This window comes from Lysobacter sp. A421 (genome assembly GCF_054052145.1).
Genome location: NZ_JBSVRL010000003.1, coordinates 222,044 through 238,641, shown reverse-complemented (window position 1 = coordinate 238,641; position 16,598 = coordinate 222,044). Strand labels below are relative to the sequence as shown.

Annotated in this window: 17 protein-coding genes; 14 read left to right on the top strand and 3 right to left on the bottom strand. The window is 65.4% G+C overall.

Annotation, left to right across the window (positions count from 1 at the left end; translation table 11 throughout):
* Window positions 1–131: 131 nt before the first annotated feature.
* Window positions 132–623, top strand: a complete 492-nt coding sequence (locus ACW7G6_RS10885; protein WP_456978568.1) for an acyl-CoA thioesterase — start codon at window positions 132–134, stop codon at window positions 621–623.
* Between the two features lie 40 nt (window positions 624–663).
* Here ACW7G6_RS10885 and ACW7G6_RS10880 read toward each other — a convergent pair whose 3' ends face one another.
* Entirely contained in the window at window positions 664–1,323 is a 660-nt protein-coding gene (locus ACW7G6_RS10880; protein WP_456978569.1) for a C40 family peptidase, read from the bottom strand.
* A gap of 117 nt (window positions 1,324–1,440) precedes the next feature.
* Window positions 1,441–1,941, bottom strand: coding sequence for a C40 family peptidase (locus ACW7G6_RS10875; protein WP_456998248.1), 501 nt, complete (start codon window positions 1,939–1,941; stop codon window positions 1,441–1,443).
* Between the two features lie 186 nt (window positions 1,942–2,127).
* On the opposite strand from ACW7G6_RS10875, the gene ACW7G6_RS10870 reads away from it, so the two are divergent.
* The 5 genes from ACW7G6_RS10870 (at window position 2,128) to hutG (ending at window position 7,413) form a co-directional block, all read left to right on the top strand.
* Window positions 2,128–2,607, top strand: a complete 480-nt coding sequence (locus tag ACW7G6_RS10870) for an FKBP-type peptidyl-prolyl cis-trans isomerase (RefSeq protein ID WP_456978571.1) — start codon at window positions 2,128–2,130, stop codon at window positions 2,605–2,607.
* A gap of 39 nt (window positions 2,608–2,646) precedes the next feature.
* A complete protein-coding gene (locus ACW7G6_RS10865) occupies window positions 2,647–3,867 on the top strand; it encodes a DUF418 domain-containing protein (RefSeq protein WP_456998247.1) in 1,221 nt (406 codons plus the stop codon).
* Window positions 3,868–3,936: 69 nt separating this feature from the next.
* Window positions 3,937–5,193 carry an NAD(P)/FAD-dependent oxidoreductase gene (locus tag ACW7G6_RS10860; RefSeq protein WP_456998246.1) on the top strand — a complete coding sequence of 419 codons (1,257 nt, stop codon included), beginning with the start codon at window positions 3,937–3,939 and terminating at the stop codon, window positions 5,191–5,193.
* Window positions 5,194–5,266: 73 nt separating this feature from the next.
* Window positions 5,267–6,610, top strand: coding sequence for a glutathione-disulfide reductase (gene gorA, locus ACW7G6_RS10855; protein WP_456998245.1), 1,344 nt, complete (start codon window positions 5,267–5,269; stop codon window positions 6,608–6,610).
* 23 nt (window positions 6,611–6,633) lie between these two features.
* A complete protein-coding gene (gene hutG / locus ACW7G6_RS10850; RefSeq protein WP_456998244.1) occupies window positions 6,634–7,413 on the top strand; it encodes an N-formylglutamate deformylase in 780 nt (259 codons plus the stop codon).
* Between the two features lie 36 nt (window positions 7,414–7,449).
* Here hutG and parE read toward each other — a convergent pair whose 3' ends face one another.
* The gene (gene parE / locus ACW7G6_RS10845; protein WP_456998243.1) at window positions 7,450–9,369 is read right to left on the bottom strand and encodes a DNA topoisomerase IV subunit B; all 1,920 of its coding nucleotides are present in this window, start codon (window positions 9,367–9,369) and stop codon (window positions 7,450–7,452) included.
* Between the two features lie 223 nt (window positions 9,370–9,592).
* On the opposite strand from parE, the gene ACW7G6_RS10840 reads away from it, so the two are divergent.
* The 8 genes from ACW7G6_RS10840 to truD all read left to right on the top strand — a co-directional run bounded on the left by ACW7G6_RS10840 (window position 9,593) and on the right by truD (window position 16,548).
* A complete protein-coding gene (locus ACW7G6_RS10840) occupies window positions 9,593–9,874 on the top strand; it encodes a hypothetical protein (protein ID WP_456998242.1) in 282 nt (93 codons plus the stop codon).
* A gap of 160 nt (window positions 9,875–10,034) precedes the next feature.
* Window positions 10,035–11,720 (top strand): CTP synthase, encoded by a 1,686-nt coding sequence (locus ACW7G6_RS10835; protein WP_456998241.1) that lies wholly within the window; start codon window positions 10,035–10,037, stop codon window positions 11,718–11,720.
* The gene (kdsA, locus tag ACW7G6_RS10830; RefSeq protein ID WP_456978579.1) at window positions 11,717–12,550 is read left to right on the top strand and encodes a 3-deoxy-8-phosphooctulonate synthase; all 834 of its coding nucleotides are present in this window, start codon (window positions 11,717–11,719) and stop codon (window positions 12,548–12,550) included. The genes ACW7G6_RS10835 and kdsA overlap by 4 nt, the downstream gene beginning before the upstream one ends.
* An 18-nt stretch (window positions 12,551–12,568) precedes the next feature.
* The gene (gene eno, locus ACW7G6_RS10825; RefSeq protein ID WP_456978580.1) at window positions 12,569–13,855 is read left to right on the top strand and encodes a phosphopyruvate hydratase; all 1,287 of its coding nucleotides are present in this window, start codon (window positions 12,569–12,571) and stop codon (window positions 13,853–13,855) included.
* 8 nt (window positions 13,856–13,863) lie between these two features.
* Entirely contained in the window at window positions 13,864–14,181 is a 318-nt protein-coding gene (gene ftsB / locus ACW7G6_RS10820; RefSeq protein ID WP_456978581.1) for a cell division protein FtsB, read from the top strand.
* Between the two features lie 53 nt (window positions 14,182–14,234).
* On the top strand, window positions 14,235–14,936 hold the full coding sequence (ispD, locus tag ACW7G6_RS10815) for a 2-C-methyl-D-erythritol 4-phosphate cytidylyltransferase (protein ID WP_456978582.1): 702 nt from the start codon (window positions 14,235–14,237) through the stop codon (window positions 14,934–14,936).
* 23 nt (window positions 14,937–14,959) lie between these two features.
* A complete protein-coding gene (gene ispF, locus ACW7G6_RS10810) occupies window positions 14,960–15,463 on the top strand; it encodes a 2-C-methyl-D-erythritol 2,4-cyclodiphosphate synthase (RefSeq protein ID WP_456998240.1) in 504 nt (167 codons plus the stop codon).
* The gene (gene truD, locus ACW7G6_RS10805) at window positions 15,460–16,548 is read left to right on the top strand and encodes a tRNA pseudouridine(13) synthase TruD (protein ID WP_456998239.1); all 1,089 of its coding nucleotides are present in this window, start codon (window positions 15,460–15,462) and stop codon (window positions 16,546–16,548) included. The genes ispF and truD overlap by 4 nt, the downstream gene beginning before the upstream one ends.
* Window positions 16,549–16,598 lie beyond the last annotated feature (50 nt).

Genomic DNA, 16,598 nt, shown 5'->3' with positions numbered 1-16,598 from the left:
ACCACGGTGGGCACGATAGTGTCGGCGATCCCGCCCGTGGGGACCAGAGCAAGGGAGAAATCAATGACGGCATTCGCACACGACGTGGTTTCCCCAGTCATCAGGTTCGACGCGACGCGCGGATTGCGGGCATGAAGGGGCAGCAACGCGATTTGACGATGCGCTTCCTCGCCGAGCCGGCCGACGTCAACTACGGCGGCAAGGTCCACGGTGGGGTGGTGATGAAGTGGATCGACCAGGCCGGCTATGCCGCAGCGGTGGGCTGGAGCGGTACCTACGCCGTGACGGTGGCGGTTGGCGGCATCCGTTTCGTGGCCCCGATCCGGATCAGCGACCTGGTTACCGTGCGCACCCGGCTGGTCCACACCGGCACCAGCAGCATGCATTTCGCGGTCGATGTGAGCGCGCGCGACCCGATGGGCGGCGAGCCCAGGCTGTGCACCCACTGCATGATCGTGTTTGTCGCGCTGGATGCGGTAGAGGGCAAGCCGACGACGGTGCCCACCTGGGATCCGGTCAATCAGGAAGACCGTCATCTGGCGGAGTACGCGATGCAGGTGATGGAGTTGAGCAAGGGGATCGAACAGACGGTGGAGCGCTATCGGGTGGCCGGCGACCTGTAGCCGCCCGACCTGCAGGCAACCCGGCCCGTGGCGGGCGGTCTCAGCTGCCGTGCAGGCGACGGGCTTGCACGTATTTTCCGCTCCAGTAGCCGGTTTCAAGGCTGGATACCATCACATCCTTGCCGGTGCTGGGAGCGTGCACGAAGCGGCCTTCGCCCAGGTAGATGCCGACGTGGTTGATCCGGCCCCTGTTGCCGAAGAACACCAGGTCGCCCTCGGCCAGATCGGATTTGTCGGCGACCGGTTCGCCAGCGTTGGCTTGTTCGCGTGAGACTCGCGGCAGGTCGATACCCAAGGCGTTCTGGAACACATAACTGACCAGTCCGCTGCAGTCGAACCCCTTGTCGGGCGAGGTGCCGCCCCAACGGTACGGGGTGCCCAACAGTGTCAGGGCGCGTTGCAGGAGGTTTTTTGCCTCCCGGTCAGGTGGGGTGTAATCGGCGGCGGCGGCGGCGGTCTTGCCCGACGCCAGCATGCCGCTGATATCGCCGGCCAGGCTGAGTGCACGATCAGGCAGCGTCATCGCGTCGGGCATCAACACCGGCATCTCGATGGATCCAGGCCCCGGCGCCGCTTCGGTGGCGAACGCGGGAGTCATCGCAACGGACAAAACGCAGCCCAGCAAGAAGCGGTAGCGGGCGGACGCGCGGCGTGAAGAAGTGCAGGCGGTGCGGATTTGGCCGTGGATCGGAATTGTCACGCGGTCATCACTTTGTGATCAACGGTGGATGATGGACGTGAAAGCGGCGTGATTGGTTTATAATTCGTTAAAAATTTGTGAATAAAAAGCAACGCAGTTCACGTTTTTACCGGCACCTCAGCGAACCACCCGTTTTGCGCCGGTGTAATGGTCGCGCCAGTAGTAACCGTCCAGATGGTCCAGCCGCACCGTGCCGCCGCTGCTGGGGGCGTGTACGAAACGACCGCTTCCCACGTAGATGCCGACGTGACTGACGTGACCGCCGCTGCCGAAAAAAACCAGGTCTCCGGCCGTCAGTTGTTGGGGTTTGATGCGTGGTCCCTGATAGGCGGCCAGCGCGCTGGATGTGCGCGGCAGGTCGATCTGCAACATGTCCTGGTAGACATAATTGACCAGTCCGCTGCAGTCGAAGCCTGACTGCGGGGTGTTGCCGCCCCATTTGTAGGGCGTGCCAACCAGGCTGATCGCGCGCATCAATACCGCGTTGGAGGCCGCAGGATTGGCCGGGGCGACTACCGCCCAGTCGCGCGAACCGGGCGGTGGCGCGGTGCTGCGAACGCTCTGTTCGCCCCCGCCGCAGCTGGCCAGCAACACCCCGGTCAGGGGCAGCAAAAGCATCCGTGTCCATTGCGCTGGCAGGCTTTGCGCTGGCGCAAGGGCGATGATCCCGGGATAATGCGCGGCTTTCGTCATCCTCATAGCTTCACTGCTGGCGCGGATGACGGCAACCACCCGCCGCGGCCAGATCATTGGCGCCACCAGCGCCGCGATGCCTCCATACCGTCCCGCCCATCGAGCCATGCCATGAAAATCGAGAAAGATCGTGTTGTCAGCTTCCACTATTCCGTCGCCGAGCAAGGCAAGGAATCCCTCGAGAGTTCGGAAGGTCGCGAGCCGCTGATGATCCTGGTCGGCCACGGCAACATCATTCCTGGCCTGGAGCAGGCGATGGAAGGCCACGAAGCCGGCGAGAAGTTCACCGCGGAAGTCGCCGCCGCCCAGGCCTACGGCGAGGCCCAGCCCGGGTTGACCCAGCGGGTGCCGAAAAAGTACTTCAAGAACACCCGCCTGGCGCCGGGAATGCAGGTCGCGCTGCAGACCAAGTTCGGCCCGCGCCCGGTGACGGTGCAGAAGGTCGGCATGAGCGTGGTCGACGTCGACCTCAACCATCCCATGGCCGGCAAGGACCTGCGCTTCGATATCGAGATCGTCGATGTTCGCGAGGCCAGCGCCGAGGAAATCGACCACGGTCACGTCCACGGCGACGGCGGCCACCAGCACTGACCGCAGCATCGGTTGGCCGCCTGGCCCCGGAGTAGCGTCATGAGTTCCACCGTGTTGGCGCCACTGGCGCCGTCGGAACGGATCGACAGCCTGGATGTGTTGCGCGGGCTGGCGCTGCTCGGCATTGCATTGATGAATGTCGAGTACTTCACCGCGCCGCTGGCGGGGATGGAGCAAGGCATCGCCCCCGGGCAACGCGGGTTGGACTGGCTGGCCGATGCGTTCGTCTACGTGTTCGTGCGTGGCAAGTTCTGGACCTTGTTCTCACTGCTGTTCGGGATGGGGTTCGCGATCATGCTCGATCGTGCGCAGTCCGCAGGCCGCAGTTTCGCGCCGTTGTATCTGCGACGGACGTTCGGCTTGCTGTTGATCGGCCTGGCCCACGCGTGGTTGATCTGGGCCGGCGACATCCTGGTGTCGTACGCGGTGACCGCGGTGGCACTGCTGTTGTTCCGGCACACCGCGACCGGCGATCTGTGGAAGTGGGGCGCCGGCTTGTGGGCGGTACTGGTGGCAGTGATGTTGCTGGGCGGGGCGACGATGATGCTCGACGGTGACGTCGCGTCGGGCCCGGATGCCGTCCAGGGCGCGGCAGTGGTGGAAGCCCTGCGCGACGCCGAGGTTGCCGCGTACTCCGCCGGCAGTTACGCCGAGGCAACCGCGGTGCGATGGCGCTATTTCGCCCATGTGCTGGGCCTCAACGTATTCCTGGTCCCGTTGGTGTTGGGCACGTTCCTGCTGGGCGCCTGGCTGGTGCGCAGTGGCGCGATCGGGCGGCCACAGGCCCATCGCCGGTTATGGGTGTCGCTGGTCCGGTCCGGTGGTCTGGCCGGCCTGGCGCTCACCGCGGCCAGTCTCGCAATCGATAGTGACCCTGGCGGCACCCGGCCCAGTGGCGAGCAGGTGGTGGCGATGACGTTGCATATGGCCGGTGCGCCGTTGATGTCGCTGGCGTACGTGGCGGTCGTGGTGCTGGCATTGCATCGGGCGACATGGTTGCGCGTGTTCGCGCCGGCCGGGCGGATGGCTTTGACCCAGTACCTGGCGCAATCGGTCATCGGCACCCTGGTGTTCTACGGGTATGGGCTGGGGCTGTGGGGCGAGGTTTCGCGGGCGTGGCAAGTGCTTGGCGTGTTGCTTGTATTCGGCGCGCAGTTGCTGGCCAGCCGCTGGTGGCTGGGGCGGTTCCGCTACGGTCCGCTGGAATGGCTGTGGCGTGCCTTCACCTATTGGCAATGGCACCGATGCGGCGTTCGATAGGCGTTCGATAGGCGTTCAATAGATCCGGTGGCGGTCTCCGGTGACGGATTGACCGCGTAAACTGGCGTCATGGAGCATCACGAAGACGTGGTCGTGGTCGGTGCCGGAGTGATCGGCCTGGCCTCGGCGCTGGCCCTGCTTGAAGCCGGGCGCAAAGTGCGCGTGATCGAGGCCGGGAAAATCGGCAGCGGCAGTTCGCACGGCAACTGCGGCACCATCACTCCCAGCCATGCGCCGCCGCTTGCCGCACCGGGAATGGTGCGCACGGCGCTGGCGATGATGCTGCGTCCCGATGCCCCGCTGTACATCCGTCCGCGCGTGGATACGGCGCTGTGGCGCTGGCTGTGGCGCTTCGCCGGGCGTTGCAACCGGGACGACTGGGAAGCCAGCGCACGGTCCAAGTCCTCGTTGTTGAACGACTCCCGGGCGCGCCTGGTGCAGTGGGTGGAGGGCTACTCGATGGCCTGCGAGTTCGCCCAGTCCGGTGAGGACTATGTCTATCGAAACGCGCAGTCGTTCGAGGACGGTCAGAAGGAGCTGGGCTTTTTGCGGGAGCTGGGCGTGGCGGTGGAGGTATTTGCCGGCCCGGATTACCAGACCATGGAGCCGGCGGTGAAACCCGGTGTCGCCGGTGCGATCCGGTTCTCCGGCGACGCGGTGTTGCGGCCGGACCGTTACGTGGACGAGCTGGCGCGTGTGGTTCGCGAGCATGGCGGGGTAATCGACGAGCACTGTGCGCTGCTGTCGCTGGAAGAAGGTCGCGACGGCCTGGCCGTGCACACCGGCCAGGGAATCGTGCACGCCCGGGAGGTGGTGATCGCCACCGGCGCCTGGTCACCGCGATTGGCGCAGGCGATTGGAACCGCGTGGCTGGGCGCGGCGATGCAACCGGGCAAGGGCTACTCCATCACCTATTCGCCGCCGACACTGGTGCCCAGGCGGCCGCTGGTGTTGCGCGAGCGCTCGGTCTGCGTGACCACGTGGGAGAGTGGCTTCCGGCTCGGCAGCACGATGGAGTTCAGCGGCTTCGACGACAGTCTCAACCCGTCCCGTTTGGCGGCGTTGGAGCGCGGCGCCGGCGAATACCTGCGCGAGCCCGTTGGTGCCCAGGTGCGCGAGCGCTGGTGTGGCTGGCGGCCAATGAGCTGCGACGACATCCCGATCATCGGTCGCGCACCGGGCCATCGACGGCTGTGGCTGGCGACCGGCCACGGCATGATGGGGGTCAGCATGAGTGCCGGGACCGGGCAGCTGGTTGCCGATTTGATGACCGGGCGCGCGCCGGCCGTCGATCCCACGCCATTTGTACCCGACCGGTTCGTGTAGCGGGCCGATCGGACTGACACGGGCCTGACATCCGCTGCGGCAAGATGGCGAGGTCATCCAGAAGGAGTGATCCATGCAACAAGACTTCGACCTGATCGTGATCGGTGGCGGCTCGGGAGGCCTGGCCGGCGCATTTCGCGCCGCCGAGCATGGTGCCAGCGTGGCATTGCTGGAGCCCGGCCCGCTGGGCGGGACCTGTGTCAACGTCGGCTGTGTCCCCAAGAAGGCAATGTGGCTGGCGGCCGACGTCGCCCAGAAGCTGGTGACGGCCAAGGCGCTGGGCTTTGCAGTGAAGGACTGCGTGCTCGACTGGCCGACTTTCATTGCCCATCGCCAACGCTATATCGGCAACATCCACGAGAGCTATCGCACGCGACTGGACAAAGCCGGCATCGCCGCGTTGCCGGTCCGCGCCCGCTTGCGAGACGCGAACACCGTGCAGTGCGACGACGGCGTGGTCCTGCGTGCGCAACGGCTGCTCATCGCCACCGGCGGCCATGCCTGCAAGCCTGATATCCCGGGCGCCGAGCTGGGCGGCACGTCGGATGATTTTTTCCACTGGTGCGCACCGCCGCCGCGGGTCGCGCTGGTCGGCGGCGGTTATATCGCGGTCGAACTGGCGGGCGTGCTGCAAGCGCTGGGCAGCAAGGTCGAGCTGTTTGTCCGCGGCTCGCGATTGATCCAGAGCTTCGACCAGGAGCTGTCCACGCAGTTGGCCGAGGATTACCGCCAGGCCGGCATCCAGCTGCATTTCAACTGCGAGGTGACGGCGCTGGAAAAGACCGGCGAGGGCATCCGCGTCCGTGGTCAAGGCGCAAGCCACGAGGGCTTCGATCAAGTGCTGTTTGCCACCGGGCGCCGGCCCAATACCGGGGCGCTGGGTCTGGATGCAGCCGGGGTCGCCATCGATGAGCGTGGCCACATCGTCGTGGACGAGCGTCATGCGACGTCGGCGGCCAGCGTCTTCGCGGTCGGCGACGTCACCGGCGACCTCCCATTGACGCCGGTCGCAATCGCCGCCGCGCGGCGGCTGATGGATCGGCTGTACGCCGGGCGGGATGCGCCATTGGACCAGGACGATATCCCCACGGTGGTATTCAGCCATCCACCGATTGGCAAGGTCGGGCTGACCGAGGCGAAGGCCCGGGAGAAGTACGGCGACGAGGTGTATGTCGCCCGCGCCAGCTTCCGGCCGATGTTGCAGGCGCTGGTCGACGAGCCGCAGCGCAGCCTGTTCAAGCTGGTCTGCGTGGGCGACGAGCGGCGGGTGGTCGGCATTCACCTGCTGGGCGAGGCGGCCGACGAGATCCTGCAAGGTTTCGCGGTGGCGCTCAAACGCGGCATCACGCTGGCCGATCTGCGCGACACCGTGGCCATCCATCCGACCAGCGCTGAAGAAGTCGTGCTGATGGGTTGAGCGTGAGTCAATACACTATGCCCATGGATATTCTTGAACTTCACCGCGGCACCGCGCCGCTGCTGGTCAGCCTCCCGCACGACGGCAGCGCGATACCCGACGTGCTGGCCCGCAGCATGACGCCGGAAGCCCGGCGCGCTCCCGATACCGATTGGCATGTGTCGCGCCTGTATGCGTTTGCGCGCGAGTTGGGTGCATCGGTACTGGTGCCCAGGTACTCCCGTTACGTGGTTGATCTCAACCGGCCGGCCGATGACACCTCGCTGTATCCAGGGCAAAACACCACTGGTCTGTGCCCGGCGGTTCGCTTCAATGGCGAGCCGGTGTACCTGCCCGGTCAGGAGCCCACGGCTGCAGCGGTTGCGGCGCGGATCGAGCAGTACTGGCAGCCCTACCATGCCGCGTTGGACGATGAACTCAATCGCATCCGCGCCGAGCACGGACGCGCGGTGCTATGGGAAGGTCACTCGATCCGGGGCAGCAAGCTGCCATTCCTGTTTGACGGGCGACTGCCGGATCTGAACCTGGGGACCGTTGCCGGCACCAGTTGCTCGGCCCCGTTGCAACAACGGATCGAATCGGTACTGGCGGCGCAGACCGGGCATGACTGGGTCGCCAACGGCCGCTTCAAGGGCGGCCACATCACCCGTCATTACGGCGCGCCGGCAAGTGGCATCGATGCGGTGCAGCTGGAGATCAGCCAGCGCTGCTACATGGACGAGCAGTCGCGGGAGTACCAGGAAGACAAGGCGACGCGGTTGCAGATCGTTTTGCGCCGGCTCCTCGAGGCCGCCCTTGGTTGATGGACAGGGTTATTGCCCCGTCGGCCCGCGCTGCCGTCACACGTCGAGTGTTGCCAGGTCGCCCTTGTCTTCCAGCCACGCCTTGCGGTCGCCGGCACGTTTTCGGGCCAGCAGCATGTCCATCAGCGCATGGGTCGCCTGCGCATCATCGACGGTCAATTGCACCAGTCGGCGGGTGTCGGGGTGGACGGTCGATTCGCGCAACTGCGATGGGTTCATCTCACCCAGGCCCTTGAAGCGGGTGACGTGGACGGTGCCCGACGAGCCCTTTTTGCGTTGCGCTTTCTCGCGTTCGATCTTCTCCAGCAGGATCCGCTTTTCCTCCTCGTCCAGCGCATAGAACACCTGCTTGCCGAGGTCGATCCGGAACAACGGCGGCATCGCCACGAACACGTGGCCGGCGGCTACCAGGGCGGGAAAGTGCTGCAGGAACAACGCACACAGCAGGGTGGCGATGTGCAGGCCGTCGGAGTCCGCGTCGGCCAGGATGACGACCTTGCCGTAACGCAGGCCGGTGATGTCGTCCTTGCCGGGGTCGCAGCCGATCGCGACCGCCAGGTCGTGGACTTCCTGCGAGGCCAGCACGCTGCCCGAGGCGACCTCCCAGGTGTTCAGGATCTTGCCGCGCAACGGCAGGATCGCCTGGAAATCCTTGTCGCGGGCCTGGCGCGCGCTGCCGCCGGCGGAGTCGCCCTCGACCAGGAACAGCTCGGTGCGCGACAGGTCCTGGCTGATGCAGTCGGCCAGCTTCCCGGGCAGCGCCGGCCCCTGGGTGACCTTCTTGCGGGTGATCTGTTTTTCGGTTTTCAGCCTCGCGCTGGCGCGCTCGATCGCCAACTGGGCTATCTTCTCGCCCAGTTCGACGTTCTGGTTCAGCCACAGGGTGAAGGCGTCCTGCGCGGCGGCTTCCACGAAGCCGGCTGCCTGGCGCGAGCTCAGTCGTTCCTTGGTCTGGCCACTGAACTGCGGGTCCAGCAACTTGATGCTGAGCACGAAGGCGACCCGGTCCCATACGTCCTCTGGCGCCAGCTTGACGCCGCGGGGGAGCAGGCTGCGGATATCGCAGAACGCGCGCAATGCATCGGTGAACCCGCTGCGCAAGCCATTGACATGGGTGCCGTGCTGCGCGGTCGGGATCAGGTTGACGTAGCTTTCCTGTACCAGCTCGCCATCCGGTGCCCAGACCACCGCCCAGTCCACGGTCTCGGTGTCCTTGCTGGAGTTGCCAAGGAACAATTCGGGCGGCAGCAGTTCACGCTTGGGCTGGTCGGCGCTCAACTCGTCGAGCAGGTAGTCGCTCAGGCCGTCCCGGTAATGCCATTCGACGTTCTCGCCGCTCGCAACGTCATTCAGCTTTACCGTCAAGCCGGGGCACAGCACGGCCTTGGCCCGCAGCAGGTGCTTCAACGAGCGCAGGTTGAATTTGGACGTGTCGAAGTACTTCGGATCGGGCCAGAAATGTAGCCTGGTGCCGGTGTTCTTCCTGCCGACACTGCCGACCACTTCCAGCGGTGAGGCGCGGTCGCCATCGGCGAAGCTGATCCGGTATTCGCTGCCATCGCGCTTGATATAGAGGTCCAGCCGGGTCGACAACGCGTTGACCACGCTGACGCCGACGCCGTGCAAGCCGCCGGAGAACGCATAGTTCTTGTGGTTGAATTTTCCGCCCGCGTGCAGCCGGGTCATGATCAACTCGACGCCGGGGATACCTTCCTCCGGGTGGATGTCGACCGGCATGCCGCGCCCGTCATCGCTGATCTCGCAGCTGCCGTCGGCATGCATGACCACCTCGACGGTCTTCGCGTGACCGCCCAGCGCTTCGTCGACCGCATTGTCGATCACCTCCTGCGCCAGGTGGTTCGGGCGGGTGGTGTCGGTGTACATGCCCGGGCGGCGGCGAACGGGGTCCAGGCCGGACAGGACTTCAATATCAGCGGCGTTGTAACTGTTGTTCATCAAGTGGTCGATTGCGCGCAGCGGGCAGGTGAGGGAATGGATGGAAAGCTCGCCAGAATGCGTGGCGCCACCCGTGATGGTCAAGGTGGGGGTGCACCGGAACATCCCAGCCGCGGTCAATTCCTACGTGTTCAGGCAAGGGCATGGCGTCAGGCGGTAGGGTCGCCAGGTCGCGTGGGGGAGCGGCAACGCATCCCACAACCCGCTCACGGAGATCCTACTGATGAATATTCGCAAGCTCCTGTTGCCGATGGCGATTGCCGCGTTGATCGCAGCGCCAGCCGCCTTCGCCCAGAGTGCCGACGCCGATGCACAGGCCGCGGCTGCCGCTGCCGCGCAAGCGCAGGCCACCGACTCGGCGGCCGATGCCTCCAAGCCGGCCAAGGCGGTGGAAAAGGCGCGCACCGATGCCAGTGCAGCGGGAAGCACCGCCGCGGACGCCAAGGCTGAGCAGAAGTACGAAGACCAACCGGTGGAACCGGAAGAGGAAGGCTGGCGCAGCTGACTGACGCCCGACACTGGTCCGAACGCCCCGCTTGCCGGGGCGTTCGGCTTTGCCAGACGCGTGGAGCATTTCCGGAACCCGCCAGCAGCCGTCGAGGCCGAACGGTCGCAGTGCGCGCGTCCAGCCTGTAAACTACGGCTTTCCAGCGGCAGTAAAACGCATGACTCCCCTGATTTTCGTCACCGGTGGCGTGGTGTCTTCGCTCGGCAAGGGCATTGCGGCAGCCTCACTGGCAGCCATCCTCGAAGCCCGCGGCCTGCGTGTGACGATGATGAAGCTCGACCCGTATATCAACGTCGATCCGGGCACGATGAGTCCGTTCCAGCATGGTGAGGTGTATGTCACCGACGATGGCGCGGAGACGGATCTGGACCTGGGCCACTATGAGCGCTACGTCCGTACCCGCCTGAGCCGCAAGAACTCCATCACCACCGGTCGGATCTACGAAAACGTGATCCGCAAGGAGCGCCGCGGCGACTACCTGGGTGGCACCGTGCAGGTGATTCCGCACATCACCGACGAGATCAAGCGCGGTATTTTCGATGCGACCGACGGCTTTGACGTCGGCCTGGTCGAGATTGGCGGGACGGTGGGTGATATCGAGTCGCTGCCGTTCCTTGAGGCAATCCGCCAGATCCGCACCGAGCGCGGCCCCGAGAAGGCACTGTTCATGCACCTGACGCTGGTGCCGTTCATCGCGGCCGCCGGCGAGCTGAAGACCAAGCCGACCCAGCACTCGGTCAAGGAATTGCGCTCCATCGGTATCCAGCCCGACATCCTGGTGTGCCGTTCCGAGCAGCCGTTGCCCGACAACGAGCGTCGCAAGATCGCCCTGTTCACCAATGTGTCCGAGCGCGCGGTGGTCTCCGCGGTCGACCTGGACAACATCTACAAGATGCCCGCCCGCTTCCAGGAGCAGGGGCTGGACAATCTGGTGGTGGAGCGCTTGCGGCTGGATGCCGGCCCTGCCGACATGACCGAGTGGGATGCGGTGGTCGAGGCTGCGGAGAATCCGGTCGACGAAGTCACCATTGCGATCATCGGCAAATATGTCGATCACCAGGACGCCTACAAGTCGGTGGGTGAAGCGCTCAAGCACGGTGGTTTGCGCCAGCGCACCAAGGTCAAGTTGAAATGGCTGGAGTCCAGCGATGTCGAGCGGCGCGGCGCCAGTGCACTGGCAGGTGTCGATGGCATCCTGGTGCCCGGCGGCTTTGGCGACCGTGGTTTCGAGGGCAAGGTCCTGGGCGCCCGGCACGCGCGCGAGACCGGCATCCCGTATTTCGGCATCTGCTATGGCATGCAGGCCGCCGTGGTCGACTACGCGCGGAACCAGGCCGGCCTGGAAGATGCCAACAGCACCGAAAACGACAAGTCGACTCCGCACCCGGTGATTGGTCTGATCACCGAATGGCGTACCGCGACCGGTGAGGTGGAGCGGCGTAGTGAAGACGGCGATCTGGGCGGCACCATGCGGCTGGGCTTGCAGGAGCAGCGCCTGAAGCCTGGCACCCTGGCCCACCAGTTGTATGGCAAGGACGTGGTGGCCGAGCGTCACCGCCACCGCTACGAGTTCAACAACCGCTATCGCACACAGCTGGAAGACGCTGGCCTGGTGATCAGCGCCAAGTCGATGGATGACTTGCTGGTGGAGATGATCGAGCTGCCGCGTGAGGTGCACCCCTGGTTCCTGGCCTGCCAGGCGCATCCTGAGTTCCTGTCCACCCCGCGCGATGGCCACCCGCTGTTTGTCGGCTTCATCCGCGCCGCGCGCGAGCACAAACACAATGAAGGCCGGGGCGACGAGAACCCCGCTGTCGGCCTGCTGAAAGAGGCAAATGCATGAAGCTTTGTGGATTCGAAATAGGCCTTGACCGCCCGTTCTTCCTGATTGCCGGCCCCTGCGTGATCGAGTCGATGCAACTGCAGCTCGACACCGCCGGCACGCTGAAGGAGATCACAGACGAGCTCGGCATCCCCTTCATCTTCAAGTCCAGCTTCGACAAGGCCAACCGCACCTCGGTGTCGGGCTTTCGTGGCCCGGGCATCGAGGAAGGCCTGAAGGTGCTGGCCGAGGTGAAGAAGCAGATCGGCGTGCCGGTGCTGACCGACGTCCACGAGTACACCCCGATGGACGAGGTCGCCTCGGTCGTCGACGTGCTGCAGACGCCTGCGTTCCTGTGCCGGCAGACCGACTTCATCCAGAAGGTCGCCAGCGCCGGCAAGCCGGTCAACGTCAAGAAGGGCCAGTTCCTGTCGCCGTGGGAGATGAAGCACGTCGCCGACAAGGCGCTGGCGACCGGCAACAAGGACATCATGGTCTGTGAGCGCGGCGCCAGCTTCGGTTACAACAACCTGGTCAGCGACATGCGCAGCCTCGCGGTGATGCGCGACACCGGCTGCCCGGTGGTGTTCGACGCGACCCATTCGGTGCAACTGCCCGGTGGCGCCGGCGGCAAGAGCGGCGGCCAGCGCGAGTTCGTGCCAGTGCTGTCGCGCGCAGCGATGGCGGTCGGCATTTCCGGCATCTTCATGGAAACCCATCCCAGGCCCGAAGAAGCCCTGTCCGACGGCCCCAACGCCTGGCCACTGGGAAAGATGCGCGCCCTGCTGGAAACGCTGATGGCCATTGACCAGGTCACCAAGCAACACGCATTCCTCGAATCCCAACCCTGAGACCCGCACAGACCCGACATGACCGAAATCGCCAAAGTCCACGCCCGTGAAATCCTCGACAGCCGCGGCAACCCGACCCTTGAGGCCGAAATCACCCTGAGCGATGGCAGCTTCGGCCGCGCGATGGTGCCCTCGGGCGCGTCCACCGGCTCCAAGGAGGCGGTCGAGCTGCGCGACGGCGACAAGACCCGCTACCTCGGCAAGGGCGTGCGTACTGCGGTGGGCAACGTCAATACCGCGATCGCGAAGGCGATCACCGGCATGGATGCGTCCGACCAGGCGGGAATCGACAAGCGCCTGATCGACCTGGATGGCACCGACAACAAGGGCCGGCTGGGTGCGAATGCGCTGCTTGGGGTGTCGATGGCGAACGCCCATGCGATGGCCGCGTCGTTGAAGCTGCCGTTGTGGAAGCACCTGGCCGGTGACCGTGCCGCAGTGCTGCCGGTGCCGATGATGAACATCATCAACGGCGGTGCGCATGCCGACAATAACGTCGACCTGCAGGAATTCATGATCCTGCCGGTGGGTTTCGACAGCTTCTCGGAAAGCCTGCGTGCCGGCACCGAAGTGTTCCATTCGCTCAAGTCGGTGTTCAAGGGACGTGGCCTGTCGACGGCCGTTGGTGACGAAGGCGGTTTCGCCCCCGACCTGCGCAGCAATGAAGAAGCGCTGGAAACCATCCTGGAGGCGATCGGCAAGGCTGGTTACCACGCCGGAGAGGACATCCTGCTCGGCCTCGACGTAGCGTCCAGCGAGTTCTACGAGAACGGCAAGTACAACCTCACTGGCGAAGGCAAGCGGCTGACCAGCGAGCAGTTCGTCGACTTCCTCGCCGGCTGGTGCGCGCAGTACCCGATCATCAGCATCGAGGACGGCATGGACGAGAACGACTGGGACGGCTGGAAGCAGCTGACCGGGAAGCTGGGCGACAAGGTGCAACTGGTCGGCGATGACCTGTTCGTGACCAATCCGCGCATTTTCCAACAGGGCATCGACCAGCAGGTTGCCAACGCGATCCTGATCAAGGTCAACCAGATCGGCACCCTGACCGAGACCCTGGAGGCGATCGCGATGGCCGATCGCGCCGGTTACGCGGCGGTCATCTCGCACCGCTCCGGCGAGACCGAGGACACCACCATCGCCGACATCGCGGTGGCGACCACGGCAACCCAGATCAAGACCGGCTCGCTGTCCCGCAGCGACCGGGTGGCCAAGTACAACCAGTTGCTGCGGATCGAGGAGCAACTGGGTGCGGCTGCACGTTACGCCGGTCGCGATGCGTTCGTGTCGCTGAAGCGCTGACCCCGGCCATGCGTTGGCTGGCGCTATTGCTGCTGCTGTTGATCGCGATGTTGGCGTTCCTGCAATACCGTCTGTGGACAGGCGAGGGTGGTCGGGCTTCCGTCGCGGCGCTGGAGCAGGCCGTGGCGCAGCAAAATCGCGAGAACGCGGGCCTGCAGCAACGCAACGACGCGCTGCAGGCCGAGGTCGAAGACCTCAAGTCCGGTGAGGCGGCTGTCGAAGAGCGTGCGCGCAGCGAACTGGGCATGATCAAGCCCGGCGAGACGTTCTACCGGGTGGTCGATCCGGCCGCGCCGGATCGACCGGAACCCGTCCCGGCCGATTGACTTTCACGCCGGCGATGCGTCCCGGGCAACGTCCCGTCCCACTGGAGCGAGTGATGATCTGGACAGTGATACCGGCGGCGGGACGTGGCAGCCGGTTTGGCGGTGACATCCCCAAGCAATACCTGCAGGTCGCCGGTCGACCGCTGATCGAACATGCGTTGGATGCCCTGCTCGGCCATCCACAAATCAGTGGCGTGATGGTTGCGCTGGCGGTGGACGATGAACGCTGGCCCGGCTGGGCATCGTTGCACGGCAAGCCGGTGTTGCGCTGTGTCGGCGGCGGTGAGCGAGCCGACTCGGTGCTGGCCGCGCTGCAGGCATTGCCCGACGAGGTTGGAGAGAATGCACTGGTGCTGGTGCACGATGCCGCGCGTCCCAACCTGGCCGCCGCCGACCTGGCACGCCTGATCGAAGTGGCACAGGCCGACGCGGTTGGAGCGATTCTCGCCGCGCCGTTGCGCGATACGCTCAAGCGTGCCGATGCCGACACCAGGAGTATCGCGACCCAGCCACGGGAAGGTTTGTGGCGCGCGCTGACACCGCAGGCATTCCGCCGTGGCGCGCTGACGGCTGCGCTGTTGCGTGCTCGCGCCGATGGCGTGGTGGTGACCGACGAGGCGATGGCGATGGAGCGCGTCGGTGCCTTCCCACGGCTGGTGGAAGGCCGGGAGGACAACCTCAAGGTGACCACGCCGGCCGACCTCGCCCTTGCCCGCTACCTGTTGTCCCGCGGTACTGCCCAGATTTCAGACTGAAACCCCCGACTGATCCGTTTCCGTTGTCGCAACCAGGACATTCCACATTGAATATTCGTATTGGCCAAGGCTATGACGTGCACGCGTTTGGCGATGGCGACCACGTGGTCATCGGCGGTATCCGGGTGCCACACGAGCGCGGCGTGCTGGCCCATTCCGATGGCGACGTGGTGATCCACGCCTTGTGCGACGCGATGCTTGGAGCGCTGGCGCTGGGGGATATAGGCACCCATTTCCCGCCCAGCGACCCGCAGTGGAAGGGCGCCGACAGCCGTGCATTCCTGCGCCATTGCAACACCCTGATCGGCGAGCGGGGCTGGCGGGTGGGCAACGCAGACATCACCGTGATCTGCGAGCGTCCCCGGATCGGTCCCCATGCACAGGCCATGCGCGAGTTGCTGGCGGACGATCTTGGCTGCCAGATCGATGCGGTCAGCATCAAGGCCACCACCAGTGAAACACTGGGTTTCACCGGGCGTGGCGAAGGCCTCGCGGCGATGGCGGTTTGCCTGTTGTCGCGTCCGTGAGCGCTACCGGTTCGAGCGCGGCAGCGGTGGTCCAACCCTTGCGCGCGTCGGGTCCGCCGGCACTGAGTGCACGCATTCGCAGCACACCGGAGGATTTCCGTGTCGATGAGTTGCCAGGCTTCTCACCCAGTGGCAGTGGCGAACACCTGCTGCTGACAGTCGAGAAGCGCGGCATGAACACCGCCTTTGCCGCCAGGTGCATTGCCCAATGGGCCGGTGTCAGCGAGATGGCGATTGGTTATGCCGGCCTGAAGGATCGTCATGCCGTGACCCGCCAGCGTTTCAGTGTCCACCTGCCGAAGAAGGTCGCTCCGGACCTGGCGGCGCTGGACACCCCGGGCCTGAAGGTGCTTGACCACCATTGGCACGCGAAGAAGCTGCCGCGCGGTGCGCTGGCCGGCAATCGTTTCGAACTGGTGTTGCGCGACGTCCAGGGTGAGCGCGAGGTGATCGATGCCCGGCTGGCCACCATCGCCGCTGCCGGCGTCCCCAATTATTTTGGTGGACAGCGCTTTGGGCATGGCGGCGACAACATCGCCCGGGCATTGGCGATGTTCGCCGGCCGCAAGGTACGGCGGGACCAGCGCGGCATGCTGCTGTCGGCGGCACGTTCGGCGGTGTTCAATCAGCTGCTTTGCGCTCGCGTCGCCGCCGGGAACTGGAGCGGCCTGTCAGCCACCGGCGAGTCGCTGGACGGCGAGGTCTGGATGCTGGAAGGCAGTCGCAGCGTGTTCGGCCCGCAGCCCTTCGATGCAACCCTTGCACAACGGCTGGCGGCCTTCGATATCCACCCGACTGGACCGCTCTGGGGACAGGGCCCGTTGCGCAGCACCGGGGAGGTCGCCGTGATGGAGCACCAGGTGTCCGGCGAATCGCCGGCGACGGAGCTATGTCAGGGGCTGGAGCAAGCCGGGCTGAAGCAGGAGCGGCGCTGCCTGCGACTGCGACCCGGTGGCCTGGAATGGGACTGGCGGGATGCCGCCACGCTGGAATTGCGATTCCAGCTGCCGCCCGGAACCTACGCGACCGTGGTGTTGGCGGAGCTGGGCGTGGTCACTGAACCGGGCTTCGCTGGCGGCCACTGACGTCTGCAGGTCGGGTTGGGGCCCAATAGCGCGACCTGCCATCAATCCGG

What these genes read in the sequence shown, in the direction of transcription:
- ispD (WP_456978582.1), top strand. Translation starts at nt 14,235, where the DNA reads ATGATCTGGACAGTGATACCGGCGGCGGGACGTGGCAGCCGGTTTGGC.
- ACW7G6_RS10870 (WP_456978571.1), top strand. Translation starts at nt 2,128, where the DNA reads ATGAAAATCGAGAAAGATCGTGTTGTCAGCTTCCACTATTCCGTCGCC.
- ACW7G6_RS10885 (WP_456978568.1), top strand. Translation starts at nt 132, where the DNA reads ATGAAGGGGCAGCAACGCGATTTGACGATGCGCTTCCTCGCCGAGCCG.
- ftsB (WP_456978581.1), top strand. Translation starts at nt 13,864, where the DNA reads ATGCGTTGGCTGGCGCTATTGCTGCTGCTGTTGATCGCGATGTTGGCG.
- ACW7G6_RS10875 (WP_456998248.1), bottom strand. Translation starts at nt 1,941, where the DNA reads ATGCTTTTGCTGCCCCTGACCGGGGTGTTGCTGGCCAGCTGCGGCGGG.
- hutG (WP_456998244.1), top strand. Translation starts at nt 6,634, where the DNA reads ATGGATATTCTTGAACTTCACCGCGGCACCGCGCCGCTGCTGGTCAGC.
- ACW7G6_RS10865 (WP_456998247.1), top strand. Translation starts at nt 2,647, where the DNA reads ATGAGTTCCACCGTGTTGGCGCCACTGGCGCCGTCGGAACGGATCGAC.
- gorA (WP_456998245.1), top strand. Translation starts at nt 5,267, where the DNA reads ATGCAACAAGACTTCGACCTGATCGTGATCGGTGGCGGCTCGGGAGGC.
- ACW7G6_RS10835 (WP_456998241.1), top strand. Translation starts at nt 10,035, where the DNA reads ATGACTCCCCTGATTTTCGTCACCGGTGGCGTGGTGTCTTCGCTCGGC.
- eno (WP_456978580.1), top strand. Translation starts at nt 12,569, where the DNA reads ATGACCGAAATCGCCAAAGTCCACGCCCGTGAAATCCTCGACAGCCGC.
- ACW7G6_RS10860 (WP_456998246.1), top strand. Translation starts at nt 3,937, where the DNA reads ATGGAGCATCACGAAGACGTGGTCGTGGTCGGTGCCGGAGTGATCGGC.
- kdsA (WP_456978579.1), top strand. Translation starts at nt 11,717, where the DNA reads ATGAAGCTTTGTGGATTCGAAATAGGCCTTGACCGCCCGTTCTTCCTG.
- parE (WP_456998243.1), bottom strand. Translation starts at nt 9,369, where the DNA reads ATGAACAACAGTTACAACGCCGCTGATATTGAAGTCCTGTCCGGCCTG.
- ACW7G6_RS10840 (WP_456998242.1), top strand. Translation starts at nt 9,593, where the DNA reads ATGAATATTCGCAAGCTCCTGTTGCCGATGGCGATTGCCGCGTTGATC.